The following is a 16,524-nucleotide window of genomic DNA, read 5'->3' on the forward strand; positions in this document are numbered from 1 at the left end:
GTTGAGCGCTTAACGCCATATTCTCTAATAGAATGTGGTACTTGGCGGAAGTCAGGATGCATTCCAGCAAGTTGCCGAAACCTCTCAAAAGCCGGATCGAATCACCTAGAGGTTTTCGCTTGTCGGACTGCACCATACAACCGCGAACCCACCGGAAGGTGGACGGCACAGGCTTATCCTTTTTAGGATCGCGCGTGCAGTGTTCCCCGAGCAAAAGATCAGTAACCCACGAGGCAGTGTGACAGGAAAGCAGGAGATTGTGTTTGAGCTCTGCGCCGAAAGCGTAGAGGCTTGCGTCGCTGGAGAAGCAGGAGGCGCGGATCGCATCGAGCTATGCACCGCTCTGGTGGAAGACGGTCTGACGCCGAGCCATGGCCTGGTGCGGGTAGCGTTGGAGCGCTGCAATCTCCCCATCCATATTCTGGTGCGTCCCCGGGCCGGCGATTTTGTCTACTCTGAAGCCGAGTTCGTCACAATGAAGGAAGACATCGCGCATTTCAAGCAGATGGGAGTGGCCGGATTTGTCATCGGCGTGCTCCACGCTGACGGGACGGTCGATAGGGAGCGTACCCGTGAGCTGGTCGAACTGGCGGCTCCGTTTGAAGTCACATTCCATCGTGCCTTTGATGTGACCCCTTCGCTCGAGCAGGCGCTCGAGGATGTGATTGCCATTGGCTGCAAGCGGGTTTTGACTTCAGCCGGTGCACCGGACGTGGTAACGGGTGCACCAATGCTGGCCACCCTGGTGGAGCAGGCTGCAGGACGGACAGAGATCGCGCTCGGCGGCGGCCTGCGCATCGAAGATGCGGAGTGGCTGGTGCGCGTGACCAAGGCGCGGCATTACCATGGCTCGCTGCGGCAATCCGAGCCGGCCCCAGTGCTGGCGGTGGGCGATGAGGGAATGGAAGCAGTGGCGTCTCGTCGGGGACGCAGCATCGTCAACCCGAAAGATGTGCAGACCATGGTGGCGAAATTACGCAACTCCTGAGAGTCTAGAGCCTGTTAGGGATTTTCCGGTGGTCGTCGTTGCTGGGGAAAATCGGCCCAGACGAGGCGGAGGACGAAGGCTTTGGTCATTCCAAGGCGAGGCCGACAACGAAGTATGGGCCGATTTTCCCCGCAACCCGAAGGGCTGGGGCCAATTTTCCCGATCTCTTCGTCGTTCGCTGCTCGGAGATAACCCGATATCCGTCGCAACTCGCTCCTCGACCTCGAAAAAATTGTCGCCCAGCGACGGCCGCCGGAAAATCCCTAACAGGCTCTTGATTTCGCCGCATCTACTTTGCTGCGGCGTAATCAAGACGAATCGCGTAGAGCCTTCGCCAGAAGGCTTACGCGTGGAGGATGGATGCGCAGGCTGCCTTTGATCTTTCTTCTCGCCGCAACCGGGGCATTCGCGGCGGATCGCGCGGTCCCCGCAGACCCGGTCACGCGCGCCGATTATGAGCGCGCGGCCCAGCTTCAGGACAAATACAAAGGACTGGCTCTGAACGTAGCCGAGATGCCGGCATGGATCGGCTCGACGGATATGTTCTGGTACCGGCGCAGCGTGGAAGGCGGCCATGACTTTGTACTGGTAAACGCGGAGACGCAGGAGAAGAAGCCGGCCTTCGACCATGCTCGGCTGGCTACAGCGCTTTCTTCTGCAACAGGCAAGACCTACAACCCGCGCGAGCTGCCGTTCCGTCGCATCGAACTTACTGAAAAACTGGATACAGTGCGTTTCGAGCTGGATGCTGCGCGCTGGGAATGTAACCTCGGCAGTTACGTATGCAGCAAAGAGCCTGCCCCGGATCAGTCTGCAAAGGATCCGGAGGACGAGGGGTACGACGATACTCCCAAGGCGATCAACGGCGACAAGACCACGAAGTGGTCACCGGACGGCAAATGGGAAGCCTTCGTAGAGAATTTCAACCTCTGCATCCGCGCCAAGGGCGAGACAGAGAAGGTCTTTCTGAGCATGGATGGCTCGGAGGGCAACTACTACGCCTTCGACACGATTACCTGGGCCCCGGATTCGAAGCACCTTGTGGCCTATCGCGTGCGGCCCGGCTACAAGCGGCTGGTGCACTACGTCGAATCATCGCCTGCGGATCAGCTGCAGCCCAAATACTCGGCCATGGTTTATCCCAAGGCCGGTGATGTGCTCACGCTCGAGCAGCCGGTGCTCTTCGAGGTATCTCCCAACAAGGAGATGCCGGTGGCGAACGATCTCTTCCCGAATCCCTACAGCATCAGCGATCCGGTGTGGTGGAAGGACAGCCGCGGCTTCACCTTCGAATACAACCAGCGTGGTCACCAGCTCTACCGCGTGATCGAAGTGTCTTCGACGAACGGAGAGGCGCGCACGCTGATTGACGAGCGTGCGACGACCTTTGTGAACTATGAGCCTCTGACCGCGGACCAGTTCGATACCGGCAAAATCTATCGGCACGACCTCGAAGATGGCAAGGAGATCCTCTGGGCATCGGAGCGCGACGGGTGGGAGCATCTTTATCTCTACGACGGCCAGACCGGCAAGGTGAAGAACCTCATCACCAAGGGCGATTGGGTGGTGCGCGCCGTCGATCACGTGGATGATGCCAAGCGCCAGATTTACTTCGAAGCAAGCGGCATGGAGGCGGGTAAAGATCCTTATTCCATGCATCCGTACCGTATCAACTTTGACGGCACCGGCCTGACTCCGCTCTCGACGCAGGAAGCCGATCACAGACTGAGTTTCTCGCCCGACGGCAAGTACTACGTGGATCTCTATTCCACGCTGGAAGTGCCTCCGGTTCTCGAACTGCACAGCACCGCCGGTGATAAGGCGACGGCGACAATCGAGCAGGCCGACGTGCGGCATCTGCTCGAATCGGGATGGCGTCCGCCGGATGTCTTCACCGCCAAGGGACGTGACGGCAAGACAGATATCTGGGGTGTGATCTACAAGCCGGCAAACTTCGATCCACACAAGAAGTATCCGGTCATTGAGGATATCTACGCCGGGCCGCAGGGCTCATTCGTCCCGAAAGACTTCGGTGTCTACACGCAACCGCTGACAGAGCTGGGCTTCGTCGTGGTGCAGATCGACGGCATGGGCACGAACAATCGATCACGCGCCTTCCACGATGTGACCTGGCAGAACATCAAGGATGCGGGCTTCCCCGATCGCATCCTGTGGCATCAGGCCGCGGCGAAGCAGTTCCCGTGGTACGACATCACGCGCGTAGGCATCTTCGGTACGTCATCTGGCGGACAGAGCGCGATGGGGGCGCTGTTGTTCCACCCGGAGTTCTACAAGGTGGCTGTCGCCAACAGCGGCTGCTATGACAATCGGATGGACAAGATCTGGTGGAACGAGCAGTGGATGGGTTGGCCGGTGGGACCGCAGTATGCGGCCTCCTCCGACGTGGACAACGCACATCTGCTCGAAGGCAAGCTGATGCTGGTCGTCGGCGAGATGGATAAGAACGTCGATCCATCGAGCACCTACCAGGTGGTGAATGCGCTCATCAAGGCGAACAAGACCTTCACGCTGCTCACCGTGCCCGGCGGCGATCACGGCGCGGGCGGAGCCTATGGACAGCGGGCGCTCGAAGACTTCTTCGTGCACAACCTGCTCGGCCAGGAGACACCGGACTGGAATGCTCCGGAACCGGAAACCCCGGATAAAAACAAGCCGGACACGGCAACCAGGACTGCGAAGTAGAGAAAGCAAAAAGGCCGGCAGCAATGCCGGCCTTTTCGTTTGCCATGGAAGGAGTTGTTACTGCGCCTTCTTCTGCGCGTCCACCCAGCCGCGGATGCGTGCATCGAGAACATCGAGCGGCAGCGGTCCTTCGGCAAGCACCGCATCGTGGAAGCTGCGGATGTCGAACTTCGCGCCGAGCTGCTCTTTTGCATAGGCACGCAGTTCGAGAATCTTCATCTGTCCAAGCTTGTAGGCAAGTGCCTGCCCGGGCCATGCGATGTAGCGATCGACTTCGCTCTCGATGTTCTTTTCATCCATCGCCGTGTGATCGCGGAAGAACTGGATCATCTGCTCACGCGTCCAGTGATCCTGATGCACGCCGGTATCGACGACCAGGCGGATGGAGCGCCACATCTCGTTCTCGAGGCGGCCATATTCGCTGTAAGGGTCCTGATAAAAGCCCACCTCTTTGCCCAGCCGCTCGGCATAGAGCGCCCATCCTTCGGAGTAGGCGTTGTAATCGGCAAACTGGCGGAAGGTGGGCAGATCGCTCCGCTCCTGTGCGATGGAGAACTGCATGTGATGGCCGGGAATGCCCTCGTGATAGGCGATTGCCTCCACGTTCAGCAGCAGGCGATGCGTCGGATCATACTCATTCACATTCACGCGGCCTGGACGATTCGCAGCACCAGGTGAGTAGTCGGCCGGCACAGCATCGGGTGCACGAAAAGCATCCATGGGCACAACTTCGAGCTTGTTCTTCGGCAGGCGATGGAAGAGCTCCGGCAGCTTGGCGACCATCTGGTCTTCGTAATGCTGATAGAGGCCGAGCACCTGTTCACCGGATTTGCCGTAGAGATCGCGATCATTGCGGATGTGCTCGTTGAAGCTCTTGAGATCGGAATAGCCCTGCGATTTTGCAAGCGCAAGCATCTGCTCGTCGATCTCTTTCACCTGCTTCAAGCCCATGGCGTGGATGGCATCGGGCGAAAGCTCTGTCGTGGTGTTGTCCTTGATCGCCTGGCGATACCGCGCGGCGCCATCGGGCAGTGACCAGATACCATCCTCGGTGCGGCCGTGCGGCGCATAGTCGTTCTTCACGAAAGCCTCGAACTTCGCATACGCAGGTGTCACATCCTGCGCGATCGCATCGAGGATTCCTTTGCGCAGGCGGTCCTGATCCGCTGCCGAGATCGATGCGGGAAAGCTCTTGATCGGTGCGGCGAAGGGGCTTTCTTCCGGACTCTTGTCCGCAATGTCGTGAATCTCGGTGACGGCGATTGCCAGCAGGGAACGCGGCGGCATCAGGTGATCGCGCAGGCCAAGGCGCATATCTTCGGTGATCTGCGCAAAGGCCGTGGGCAGTGCATGCAGGCGGGCGATGTAGTTCTCATAGTCCTGCACCGTGCGAAAGGGCATCTGCGAAGCAAGCGCGGCATAGTCGAGATGCGGGCCGTTCATCTGATCGACGGGCATCTCCCACTTGCGGAAGGGCGCATCTTCGATCTTCCGCTCCAGGCTGCGCATGATGAGCGTGCGGTTGAGCTGCGCTTCGTTGCTGAGCGTCTTCGGATCGATAGCATCGAAGCCTTGAAGCGCGGCCTTCGCATGCTCCGTGTCGCGGGCAAAAGCGGCTGCGGAGTAGTCGGTGAGGCGATCGTTGTAGCGCGTGTCGCCCACATAGGTTGCCATCTCAGGGTTGGCGCGAAGCTCGTACTGCCATTCGGCGTCGATGGCGGCCTTCAGGCGCGCATCGCCGGTAGGAGCAACGGTCTGGGCAAGAGCCGTGGTAGCCAGGGCGAGCAGGATAGCAAGAGAGGCGGTGCGCAAGGGCAGCTCCTGAGAGGCAGATGAAGGGAATGAAAAATATGTGCCCGTCACGGTGACAAATCCGCAACGGGCGGTGAGATGAGACTATGCCTGGATGGCATCCCGGGTAAAGACACCGTTGACAAGGCGCTGGACACCGAGCGGATTCGCATTCTGAAGCTCCGCAGGCAGCAGGCTCTGCGGATAGCCCTGGAAGCAGACCGGCCGCGCGAAGCGGAAGATGGCCATGCTGCCCACCGAGGTGGTGCGGCTGTCGGAGGTCGCAGGATACGGACCGCCATGGACCATCGCATGGCTCACTTCGACGCCAGTGGGATAGCCATTGAAGATAAGCCGGCCGACCTTCTGCTCAAGAATGGCGATGAGGTCCGTGTTGGCGGCAAGATCCTCTTCCGTGCCGAGGATCGTTGCAGTCAGGTGCCCGCGCAGGCCGCGAGCAGCCGCGAGCATCTGCTCACGCTGCTCGTAGTGGACGAGCAGCGTGCTCGGTCCGAAGATCTCATCCGCCAGCTCGGGCTTGCTCAGCAGCTCAGCCGCGGTCGTCTCCAGCAGCGCCGCGGTTGAGGCCGCTCCGGTGCTCTCGTTCTCCGTGCGATAAAGCGTGTTCACGGATGCATCGCCTGCGCGCTTCTCGATGCCGCTGCGATAGTGCTTCGCAATGCCCGGCGTGAGCATGGAGAACGTCGCGACGCCTGCGGCCTTTGTCTTGAGCTCTTCGACGAGGCTCGCAGCATCGGCCGAGCGGTCGAGGAAGACAAGGCCCGGCTTGGTGCAGAACTGTCCCGCGCCGAGCGTGTAGGAGCCGGTAAGATCCGCAGCCACTTTCTCATGCTGCTTGAGTGCGCCGGGCAGGATGAAGACCGGGTTGGTGCTGCTCATCTCGGCATAGCAGGGGATAGGCTCGGGGCGCGCATGGCAGAGATCGACCAGCGCCTTGCCCGCGGCGAGCGAGCCGGTGAAGCCGACCGCCTTGATGAGCGGATGCTGCACCAGCTGCACGCCAATCTCAATACCCGCGTCGAAGAGCAGGGAGAAGACGCCGGGGTGCAGACCGCAGTCCTTCACCGCCTGCTGAATCGCGCCAGCAACGAGCTCGCTGGTGCCGGGATGCGCCGGGTGCGCCTTGACCACCACAGGATTGCCGGCCGCAAGCGCCGAAGCCGTGTCGCCACCGGCGACCGAAAAGGCCAGCGGAAAGTTGCTTGCTCCAAAGACAGCAACAGGCCCGAGCGGCACGAGCACGGTGCGTAGATCGGGGCGGGGAAGCGGCTTGCGCTCGGGCAGCGCCGTGTCGATGCGCGGGCTGGTCCACGAGCCTTCCTCTACCACATCGGCAAACAGCCGCAGTTGGCCTGTGGTCCGGCCCACCTCGCCCTGCAGGCGAGGCAGAGGCAGCGCCGTTTCAAGATGCGCGCGTTCGACAAGCTGCTCGGTAATCGCCTGGATGCGGTCAGCGACAGCGCGCAGGAATGCGGCGCGTTCCTTGCCCGAGAGTTTGCGATAGCTCGCAGAGGCTTCCTGCGCCAAAGTGACAGCGCGATCGACATCCGCCACGGAGGCGGGGAAGAAATCTCCGGGAAGTGTTTCACCGGTAACGGGATTGATGCCGTGAAAAGGTGCCGACGAAGCGGCAGCGCGATCTGCGCCCAGGAACGATACACCGAGTAGAGTCAAAGAGCCTCCGTTGCTGCTGGTCCGTAAGTTCAATTTGATTGTATGCGAAATTGAATCCGAAAAACTCTGGCTCTTGCAGTCATCCTGTAAGCAGCCGAACAGCTACAGGATATTTGGCAGCGCGGATGGTGGCCGGTATGATGCCAGCGTTGCAAATTTGCAGAGGAGACGGTAGCGATGCGAGTGGGTCTGTTGACGGGCGGCGGTGATTGCCCTGGGTTGAATGCGGTCATTCACGCGGTGGTCAAGAAGGGCATCATTCACTACGGCGACGAGTTCGTCGGATTCCTCGAGGGCTGGCGCGGTGTGCTCGACAACAACACCATTCCGCTGACCCTGGCCACGGTCGACGGCATCCTGACCAAGGGAGGCACCATCCTCAGAACCTCGCGCACCAATGTGCGGAAGATCGAGGGCGGCATCCAGAAGTGCGTGGAGACGCTGAAGGCCAACAAGCTGGACGCGCTGATCGCCATCGGCGGCGACGACACGCAGTCGGTAACGAATGCGCTCATCGAGGCGGGTGTGCCCGGAGTCGGCGTGCCCAAGACCATCGACAACGACCTGAACGGCACCGATGTCTGCTTCGGCTTCGACACCGCCGTTGGTATTGCTACCGAGGCGATTGACCGCCTGCACACCACGGCCGAAGCGCACAATCGCGTCATCGTCTGCGAGGTGATGGGCCGCGATGCGGGATGGATCGCGCTGACGGCAGGCGTGGCTGGCAATGCGCACGTCGTACTGGTGCCGGAAAAGCCGATCGATCTCGATCACGTATGCGCACTCCTCAAGTACAACCACGACCATGGCAAGAAGTACGGCATTGTCGTAGTCGCAGAGGGCGCAAAGCTGCCGAGCGGGGCTCAGACTACGGTTGGCAGCAAGGTCGACTCTTTCGGGCATGCGCGGCTGAGCGGCATCGCCCAGGCGCTGGCCGAGGCCATCGAAGAGAAGACCGGCTATGAAACACGTTCGGTGAATCTGGGGCATACGCAACGCGGCGGCACGCCTTCGGCCTATGACCGCATGCTGGCTACCCGCTACGGCCTGGCAGCGATCGACATGGTCCACAAGGGCGAATTCGGACGCCTGGTGGTGCTGCGCGGCACCGAGATCCAGAGCATCCCGTTGGCCGAGGCCATCTCGAAGAACCGCACCGTGGACGATCACTTTCTGGAGATCCTGACCGGACTGGAACCGAAGGTGTAAAGACCGGCTTCCGCAAGAGAAAAGCGGCAGAGCATAGGCTCTGCCGCTTTTTGTTTGAAAAGGAACCGGAAAGAGTACGAGATAGGACGGAAATTCCTTGAAAGACGCGGTAAAAACAGGATATAAGCAGGGCGGCTGGCCTAATTTCAGGAAATTCGTCCCGTTTTCCTGCATACCCTGGTAATGGACTTCATTCGGGCCGGACAGAAGCACGCTGCAGGTCAGGAGCCATACATGAAATCGTCGACGGTGCGTACGCATGAAACGCGCGAAGTGATGGATATACGGCAGGCGTCGGATTATCTCGGCATCAGCCCGGACACGCTCTACAAATACGCATCGGAGTCCTTCATTCCTGCCTTCAAGCTGGGAAACCGGTGGCGCTTCAAGAAGTCGCGGCTGGATGAGTGGATGGATCAGCAGTCCGGAGTCTCCATTGCGCCGGAGCCCATGGCGGAAGCGAAGACAGCAAAGCCTCGCCAGAAGAAGCCGGTGCGCGGCACGCGCGTGGCGTCGCGTGGCAAGAGCGCGGTGCTGAAGATTTCCTGATCCGTTGTCATCGTTTTCCTTGCCGAGGCCGGAGTGCTCCGCGGATGCTTTTCTCCGCATTCATGGATAGGCTAGAGGCTCTAGGGAAAAAGCGATGAGCGAGAGCGAGACAAGCACCATCACGACTTCCAACATCGATGTGCCAGGGTCTCATCGGGCGGATGCAGCAGGGGGTGATCCGACACTGATCGCAGCCTTCCCGCTGCAGGATCGGCTTCGTCGGCTTGCCTGGAATCTCTGTTACATCCTGCTCTACCGGACCTCTCCACGTCCCCTGCATGGGTGGCGCTCGCTGCTGCTGCGGGCCTTCGGCGCAAAGATGGGCGCGGCCTGCCATTTCTACCCGAAGTCTAAGATCTGGGCGCCGTGGAATCTGGTCTGTGAGGACCGTGTAACAGTGGCCGATGACGCGGAGCTCTACAATCCGTCACTGCTCCATCTCGATTCGCATGTCATCGTTTCGCAGGGCGCGTATATCTGCGGAGCAACGCATCGCTACGACGAGCCTTCCTTCCGTCTCGTATCCTTTCCGATGCGGCTCGGAGCCTATAGCTGGATCTGCGCGCGCGCCGCAGTGAATCCCGGCGTGAACGTAGGCAACGGCGCGATCCTCGCTCTCGGCTCTATCGCGACAAAGGACCTTGAGCCCTTCGGTATCTACGCTGGTGCTCCGGCGAAGAAGGTGAAGGAGCGCTCGCGCGAGGCGGTGCCCGCACCTTACAATCAGAACGCGTATGGTCAGAACGCATACGCAGGCCGGAGTTGATGGGATCAGCATGAAGGAAGTTGAGCGGTTACGCGCTCTGCGAAAGAGCGCAGCCTCCCTGGAAATAGAAGCGATCCTGATCACACATCTTCCGGATGTGCGTTATCTGACCGGCTTCACGGGCTCGAATGCGGCCCTGGCGGTGACCGCATCGAAGGCCGTCCTGTTTACCGACGGCCGCTACACGGCGCAGGCGAAAGAAGAAGTAAAGGGTGCACGTGTGGTCATCGCGAAGGGCTCGGCGCTGAAGGAAGCCTGCGCATGGCTTGAGGAATCGGCAGCCGCAGCTGGATTTGATCCGGCAAACACCACCGTCTCGCAGTTGGAGATGATGCGCAGTGCGCTCAGCGGCAAGCGGCGGCGGAGCTTCTTTCAGCCCCTTACACAGCCTCTGGCCGCCGATCTGCGCATGGTGAAGGATGAAGACGAGCTGCGTGCCATGACCGCAGCCGCAAAGCTTGGCAACCGCGTCTTCAAGGCGGTGCTGCCGCATCTGAAGCCGGGCGTGCCGGAGACGGAGATCGCCGCTGGACTCGAGTTCTTTGCGCGCAGCATGGGCGCGGAGGCCATGTCCTTTGAGACTATCGTGGCCTCAGGCGAGCGTTCGGCACTGCCGCACGGCCGGGCGAGCAGCCGAAAGCTACCCCGCAAGGGCTTTGTAACGTTAGACTTCGGTGTTATTCTTAAAGGTTATTGTTCGGATATGACACGTACCGTTCACCTGGGCAAGGCAAACCCGGAGGAACGGCACGCGTATGAAGCGGTTCTGGCTGCGCAGGAAGCTGCGGTATCGGCAATCAAGCCGGGAGTAACCTGCGGCGAAGTAGATGAAGCTGCGCGGTCGGTGCTCCGCAGCGCAGGGCTGGCAAAGTACTTCACGCATTCGACCGGGCATGGCGTAGGGTTGGAGATTCATGAGAATCCTCGCGTTGCCGCGGCCCAGGCGCAGATACTTCAGCCGGGCATGGTCGTGACGGTAGAACCTGGCGTCTATATGCCAGGGAAGTTTGGTATACGCATCGAAGATATGGTGGCAGTCACCGGTCGCAGCCGCAAAGTACTGACGCCGGTGGACAAGAAACTGATAGAACTGTGACCGGTGCCGAAGTAAAGGCACGGCAGGAATACGACAGGCAGATAAGGGATGAATCCGGAAGAGATGAAAGAGTTACAGGAACTGATTGCGTTCCTGAAGGAAAACAAGATCGCGGAGTTTGACCTGGAGCGCGGTGAGCTCAAGGTTCGCCTGAAGTTTCAGCAGGAGGGCGGGGTAAGCCCTGACCTGGCGACGCTGGCGCGCCTGTTTGCCGCGCAGGGAACCGCGGCTGCGGCTCCGGTCGTGCTTCCGCAGGTACACGCGGCCACAGCAGTAGCACCCGCACCGGTTGCGGCGCCTCCCGCAGCGGCTGAGCCCGCCGAGGATGCTTCGCTGCACATCGTGAAGTCGCCGATCGTGGGCACGTTCTACGAGTCGCCGTCACCGGGCTCAGCGGCCTTCGTGAAGGTGGGCGATACGGTTTCGAACGGTCAGACGCTTTGCATCGTGGAAGCGATGAAGCTGATGAACGAGATCGAATCGGACTCCGCAGGCGAGATCGTCAAGCGCTTTGTCGACAATGGCCAGCCGGTGGAATACGGACAGGCGCTGTACGCCCTGCGCACCCGCTAGGCATAGCTGCGTTTTTTATTGATCGGAAGATATGTTTCGAAAAGTATTGATCGCGAATCGCGGCGAGATTGCGCTGCGCGTCATTTGCGCGTGTAAGGAACTGGGAATCCGCACGGTGGCCGTCTACAGCGAGGCGGATCGTCACTCGCTGCACGTGCGCTTTGCGGATGAGGCCATCTGCATCGGGCCTCCGCGCTCGGCAGAGAGCTACCTCAACGTGCCGGCTGTCATCAGCGCCGCGGAGATCGCCGACGTCGATGCGATCCATCCGGGTTACGGACTGCTCAGCGAGAATGCCAACTTCGCCGAAGTCTGCCGCGCCTCGAACATCAAGTTCATCGGGCCTCCACCCGAGGTGACGCGCCTGATGGGTGAGAAGGAAAAGGCTCGCCAGGCGATGAAGCGCGCCAAGGTGCCGATCCTTCCCGGCTCGGATGGTGTAATTGCCTCGGCTGAAGATGCGCTCGCATGGGCGCAGCAGGTCGGCTATCCGGTCATCCTGAAGGCGACAGCGGGCGGCGGCGGACGCGGCATGCGTGTGTGCCGCACGGCCGAGGAACTGCCCGCGCTCTTCCATGCGGCGTCGACCGAGGCAGCCAATGCCTTCGGCAATGGCGACCTCTACATGGAGAAGTTCATCGAGCGGCCGCGCCACATCGAGTTCCAGGTACTGGCGGACCAGCACGGCAACGTGATCTCGCTCGGCGAGCGCGAGTGCTCCATCCAGCGCCGCCACCAGAAGCTCATCGAAGAGGCGCCCTCGCTCCAGGTCACGCCCAAGATGCGCGAGGAGATCGGCAAGACCATCAAGCGCTCGCTCGAAGCGGTCGGCTACCAGAACGCGGGCACCATCGAGTTTCTGATGGACGAGGACGGCAAGCTCTACTTCATCGAGATGAACACCCGCATCCAGGTGGAGCATCCGGTGACGGAGATGGTCACCGGCATCGACCTGGTGAAGGCGCAGATCCGCATCGCCGCAGGCGAGAAGCTCTCCGACATCCTGCCCAAGGAAATTCCCATCCGGGGCCACTCCATCGAGTGCCGCATCAACGCCGAGCATCCGGAGAAGTTCACTCCGTCTGCCGGCAAGATCACGGCCTTCAACGTGCCCGGCGGCAACGGCGTGCGCGTGGATACGGCGCAGTACGGCGAGGGCGTCGTGCCTCCGTATTACGACTCGCTGATCGCCAAGCTTATCGTGCATGGCAAGGATCGCGAAGAGGCCATGCAGCGTATGCAGCGAGCCCTGGGCATGTTCGTCGTGCAGGGCATTCACACCACGATTCCGCTGCACGAAAAGATCTTCCAGGACGAGGAATTCCGCAAGGGAGACTTCGACACGAAGTTCATGGAGCGCTTCTTCGAGCGCCAGAAACAAAAGTAAAGCTTGAAGTTGTACTAAAAGGTCCGCCTCGTGCGGGCCTTTTGGCTTATGCGCCGAATGTATGCCAGAAGTGCTTTAATGGTCGGCGCGCGTTGCGCAGCGCGGCATAACGGAGGTGCGGATGAAGCGGTTTCTGCCATGGCTCTTGTTCATCGCGACGACATTTGCTTTGCGAGGCTTCGGACAAACAGCCTTTCCCGACCTGACGCAGCAGCAGACCTATACGCTGCATCGCGCCTCGAGCATGGAGAAGACGGGCGGAAACATAGACTCGCGAGCAGTGACGCCAGGGGAGACGCTGACCGTGCTCGATACGGATGGCCCGGGGATGATCTCCCATCTCTGGTTCACCATCAACGATCCCGAGCCCTACCACCTGAAGCGGATCGTGCTGCGCATTTACTGGGACGGAGAGACCAGTCCGAGCGTGGAGACGCCGATCGGCGACTTCTTCGGCCTGGGCTTCGGCGAGTACTTCAACTGGCAGTCGGAAATGCTGTCGGTGGGCAGCTCGCGCGCGCTGAATTGCTTTTTTCCCATGCCGTATCGCAAGCATGCGCGCATCACCATTACGAATGAGGGCAAGGAGCCGATCGTAAACTTCTACTACAACATCGACTACCGGGCGTATGCGCATCCGCTGCCCGCGGACACGCTCTACTTTCACGCCGAATACCGTCAGGCGCAGCCCAATCACGGCTGGACCAACCAGTGGTATGAGAACGGCGACCCGAATGTGAACTATCGCAGGAACCTCGACGGCAAGGACAACTACGTCTGGTTCGAGGCCAAGGGACACGGGCAGTATGTCGGTGTGACGATGTCCGTGCTTCAGAACCAGGACGGCTGGTGGGGCGAAGGCGATGACATGTTTTTTGTCGACAACGACACCACGCCGACCATTGTAGGCACGGGCGCCGAAGACTATTTCCTCGGCGCCTGGGGATTCGGCTCACCCTTTTCGTATCAGCTCTACGGCGCGCCGGTGGTGAACCGGGACCTCGCCGGCGAACGGCAAAGTGTCTATCGCTTTCATCTCGATTCGCCCATCCCGTTCACGAAATCGATGAAGGCAACCATCGAACATGGCCACGCCAATCATCGCTCGGACAACTTCTACTCGGTGGCCTACTGGTACCAGGCTGAGCCGCATGATCCATTTCCGCCTCTGCCCCCGATGGACGATCGCATTCCCACGCTGCAGGTAGTGGGAGGCCCCGGCAACACCGGCATGACCGAGCATCCGGCAAGCCTTTCGCCAAAGTGAATCCCCGGGCGCCCCAGATCTCGCTTTTGAGACCTGGGTTCGCAGAACACCTGAGCGCGACCAACGGGAGCGGAAACCGAAGGCGAGTCGCCCTGCGCGCAGCAGTTAGACTGATCTGTGACTCGTACGGACTTTCCTCGTCTTTATCCGATCCTCGATGCGTCATTTCTTCCCGTGGAGCGCCAGGCGCGAGAGGCAATGCTGTCCAGCCTCGTGACCGGGCTGGCTGATGCAGGCGTCGGCATCCTCCAGTACCGCAACAAGACTGGCGACATGGCCGCGCTGGCGGCGGATGCGCGGGTGATGCTGTCGGCCCCGCATGGCGCGATGCAGCTGATTCTCAATGACCATCCAGAGCTGGTGAACGAGCTTGGCTTCGACGGCGTGCATGTAGGCCAGACGGATGCATCTCCGGCAGAGGCCCGGGAACGAATCGGTCCGGCGCGGATTCTCGGCATCTCCACGCACAACGACGCGCAGCTGCGTGCAGCTTCTACGGCGCCGGTCGATTACGTGGCCATCGGCCCGGTGTATGCGACTTCGTCGAAGGCCAATCCCGATCCTGTCGTAGGACTCGAAGGCGTGCGCCTGGCGCGGGCTCTCACGGAGAAGCCGATTGTCGCCATCGGCGGCATTGGGCGCGAGCAGGCTCGAGAGGTGTTCACAGCTGGAGCGGATTCGATCGCGGTGATCTCGGCCGTCTTTCCGCAGCATGCCGGAACGGATGCGCAACGGGTGGAGAGCGCTATTCAGCGAGCCCGCGCGTTCCTTGCCTTCTGTGGATAGACAGGTTTGCACACAATCTTGTATACGAGCTAGAAAAGATTTCTATGGGAAGCGGATCGAAGTCCTTATGTGCGAGAAAGTTATGGCACAGGGAGTGAAATTCCGGTAGAACAGACAAAACGTGGCTATCCGTACCGAGTCTTCAGGCAGTTCCGTGACCTCATCCAGCGCTTCTCAGCCGCGTCTGGTTCAGGGTTTAGGCCTCTTCAGCGCTACCGCCATTGTGATGGGCACCATGATCGGCTCAGGAATCTTCATCGTTCCTGCCGATATCAGCCGGGGTGTCGGCTCACCGGCCTTGCTGGTGGCCGCGTGGCTGATCACCGCGGTCATGACCATCATCGGCGCATTGAGCTACGGCGAGATGGCCGCGATGATGCCCAAGGCAGGCGGCCAGTATGTCTTCCTCCGGGAAGCGCTCGGTCCCATGTGGGGCTTTCTCTACGGATGGACGCTCTTCGCCGTGATCCAGTGCGGCACGCTGGCTGCGGTCGGTGTCGCCTTCGGCAAGTTTCTCGGCGTCTTCTTTCCCAGCGTCTCCGCCTCGCACTGGCTGTGGCATATCGGCCATGTGCCGGCAGTGCGTATCGGCTCCATGGTGCTCGGCAACATGGAGATCGGCCTGAGCACAGCGAACCTGGCCGGCATCATCGTGGTCGTCCTGCTCTCCGTCGTGAACATCTTTGGCGTGAAGCTCGGTGCATTGGTTCAGAACGTCTTCACGACGGCCAAGACCGCGGCGCTGCTCGGGCTGGTGCTCTTCGGCTTCTGGCTCGGCCGCAATCCTGCGGCCATTCACGCCAACTTCGGCGCAAACTTCTGGCAGGGAGCATCGCTGCACACCCTGCATCCGCTGCAGATCGGCGTCGGTGGTCCGATTGCGATGGTAAGTATCTTCGCCATCCTTGCCGTAGTGCAGACCGGATCGCTCTTCTCCGCCGACTCGTGGAACAACGTCACCTTCGCCGGCGGCGAGATCAAGAATCCGAAGCGCAACCTTCCGCTCTCGCTGGCATTGGGTACGGGCATCGTGCTGCTGCTCTACATTGCAGCCAATTTTGCATACATGATGGCGCTTCCGCTGCATGGCGATCCGCACGGTACGACGGTATTCTCGCGCGGTATCCAGTACGCGTCGGAAGACCGTGTGGCGACAGCCGTGCTGCAGCAGATTTTTTCCTCACGCGGTGCGGAGCTGATGGCCGCGGCCATCCTCGTCTCGACCTTTGGCTGCATCAACGGCCTGGCGCTGGCCGGTGCTCGCGTTTACTACGCGATGAGCCAGGACGGATTGTTCTTCCAGTCCGTAGGCAAGCTGCACCCGAAGTACAAGACCCCGGCAGCTGGGCTGATCGTGCAGGCAGTCTGGACCTGTGTGCTGTGCCTCTCCGGTTCTTATGGCCAGCTGCTGGACTACACCATGTTCGCGCAGCTGCTCTTTTACATCCTGACCATCGGCAGCCTGTTCGTTCTGCGCAGGAAGAAGCCGGATGCCGAGCGGCCCTACCGGGCAATCGGATACCCTGTATTGCCGGCCATCTATATCGCGATGGCCGCCTGGATCTGTATCGTACTATTGCGATACAAACCTCAGTACACTTGGCCGGGGCTGATCCTGGTGCTGCTGGGAGTTCCTGTATTTTTGTTCTGGTCGAGGCGGAAGCCTGCGGAACCGGCACACGGAAATGAGCTGGGAGGAAGTGCCTCATAA

Annotated in this window: 13 protein-coding genes; 11 read left to right on the forward strand and 2 right to left on the reverse strand. The window is 60.5% G+C overall.

What is annotated here, in order from left to right; genetic code table 11:
- Positions 1-238: 238 nt before the first annotated feature.
- Positions 239-988 carry a copper homeostasis protein CutC gene (locus tag ESZ00_RS10485; RefSeq protein ID WP_164981458.1) on the forward strand — a complete coding sequence of 250 codons (750 nt, stop codon included), beginning with the start codon at positions 239-241 and terminating at the stop codon, positions 986-988.
- A 360-nt stretch (positions 989-1,348) separates the two neighbouring features.
- Entirely contained in the window at positions 1,349-3,691 is a 2,343-nt protein-coding gene (locus ESZ00_RS10490) for a S9 family peptidase (RefSeq protein WP_129208214.1), read from the forward strand.
- A gap of 57 nt (positions 3,692-3,748) precedes the next feature.
- On the opposite strand, the gene ESZ00_RS10495 is transcribed toward ESZ00_RS10490, so the two are convergent.
- Positions 3,749-5,503, reverse strand: a complete 1,755-nt coding sequence (locus ESZ00_RS10495; protein WP_204520199.1) for a DUF885 domain-containing protein — start codon at positions 5,501-5,503, stop codon at positions 3,749-3,751.
- A gap of 84 nt (positions 5,504-5,587) precedes the next feature.
- On the reverse strand, positions 5,588-7,177 hold the full coding sequence (locus tag ESZ00_RS10500) for an aldehyde dehydrogenase (NADP(+)) (protein ID WP_129208215.1): 1,590 nt from the start codon (positions 7,175-7,177) through the stop codon (positions 5,588-5,590).
- A gap of 177 nt (positions 7,178-7,354) precedes the next feature.
- Between ESZ00_RS10500 and ESZ00_RS10505 the strand changes: the two genes are divergently transcribed.
- From ESZ00_RS10505 to ESZ00_RS10545, 9 genes are all read left to right on the forward strand, one after another.
- Positions 7,355-8,389 carry a 6-phosphofructokinase gene (locus tag ESZ00_RS10505; protein WP_129208216.1) on the forward strand — a complete coding sequence of 345 codons (1,035 nt, stop codon included), beginning with the start codon at positions 7,355-7,357 and terminating at the stop codon, positions 8,387-8,389.
- A gap of 234 nt (positions 8,390-8,623) precedes the next feature.
- Positions 8,624-8,938: a helix-turn-helix domain-containing protein gene (locus tag ESZ00_RS10510; RefSeq protein WP_129208217.1), complete on the forward strand. Its 315-nt coding sequence runs from the start codon at positions 8,624-8,626 to the stop codon at positions 8,936-8,938.
- A 94-nt stretch (positions 8,939-9,032) separates the two neighbouring features.
- The gene (locus ESZ00_RS10515; protein WP_229741182.1) at positions 9,033-9,704 is read left to right on the forward strand and encodes an LbetaH domain-containing protein; all 672 of its coding nucleotides are present in this window, start codon (positions 9,033-9,035) and stop codon (positions 9,702-9,704) included.
- A gap of 10 nt (positions 9,705-9,714) precedes the next feature.
- Positions 9,715-10,800, forward strand: a complete 1,086-nt coding sequence (locus ESZ00_RS10520) for a M24 family metallopeptidase (RefSeq protein WP_129208218.1) — start codon at positions 9,715-9,717, stop codon at positions 10,798-10,800.
- Positions 10,801-10,863: 63 nt separating this feature from the next.
- Positions 10,864-11,373 (forward strand): acetyl-CoA carboxylase biotin carboxyl carrier protein, encoded by a 510-nt coding sequence (gene accB, locus ESZ00_RS10525; protein WP_308419063.1) that lies wholly within the window; start codon positions 10,864-10,866, stop codon positions 11,371-11,373.
- 31 nt (positions 11,374-11,404) lie between these two features.
- The gene (gene accC, locus ESZ00_RS10530; RefSeq protein WP_129208220.1) at positions 11,405-12,760 is read left to right on the forward strand and encodes an acetyl-CoA carboxylase biotin carboxylase subunit; all 1,356 of its coding nucleotides are present in this window, start codon (positions 11,405-11,407) and stop codon (positions 12,758-12,760) included.
- 121 nt (positions 12,761-12,881) lie between these two features.
- Positions 12,882-14,027, forward strand: a complete 1,146-nt coding sequence (locus ESZ00_RS10535) for a glycoside hydrolase family 172 protein (RefSeq protein ID WP_129208221.1) — start codon at positions 12,882-12,884, stop codon at positions 14,025-14,027.
- A 117-nt stretch (positions 14,028-14,144) separates the two neighbouring features.
- The gene (gene thiE / locus ESZ00_RS10540; protein ID WP_129208222.1) at positions 14,145-14,813 is read left to right on the forward strand and encodes a thiamine phosphate synthase; all 669 of its coding nucleotides are present in this window, start codon (positions 14,145-14,147) and stop codon (positions 14,811-14,813) included.
- Positions 14,814-14,940: 127 nt separating this feature from the next.
- Entirely contained in the window at positions 14,941-16,524 is a 1,584-nt protein-coding gene (locus tag ESZ00_RS10545) for an APC family permease (protein ID WP_373283922.1), read from the forward strand.

The organism is Silvibacterium dinghuense (assembly GCF_004123295.1).
In the GTDB taxonomy this organism is placed as follows: Bacteria; Acidobacteriota; Terriglobia; order Terriglobales; family Acidobacteriaceae; genus Silvibacterium; species Silvibacterium dinghuense.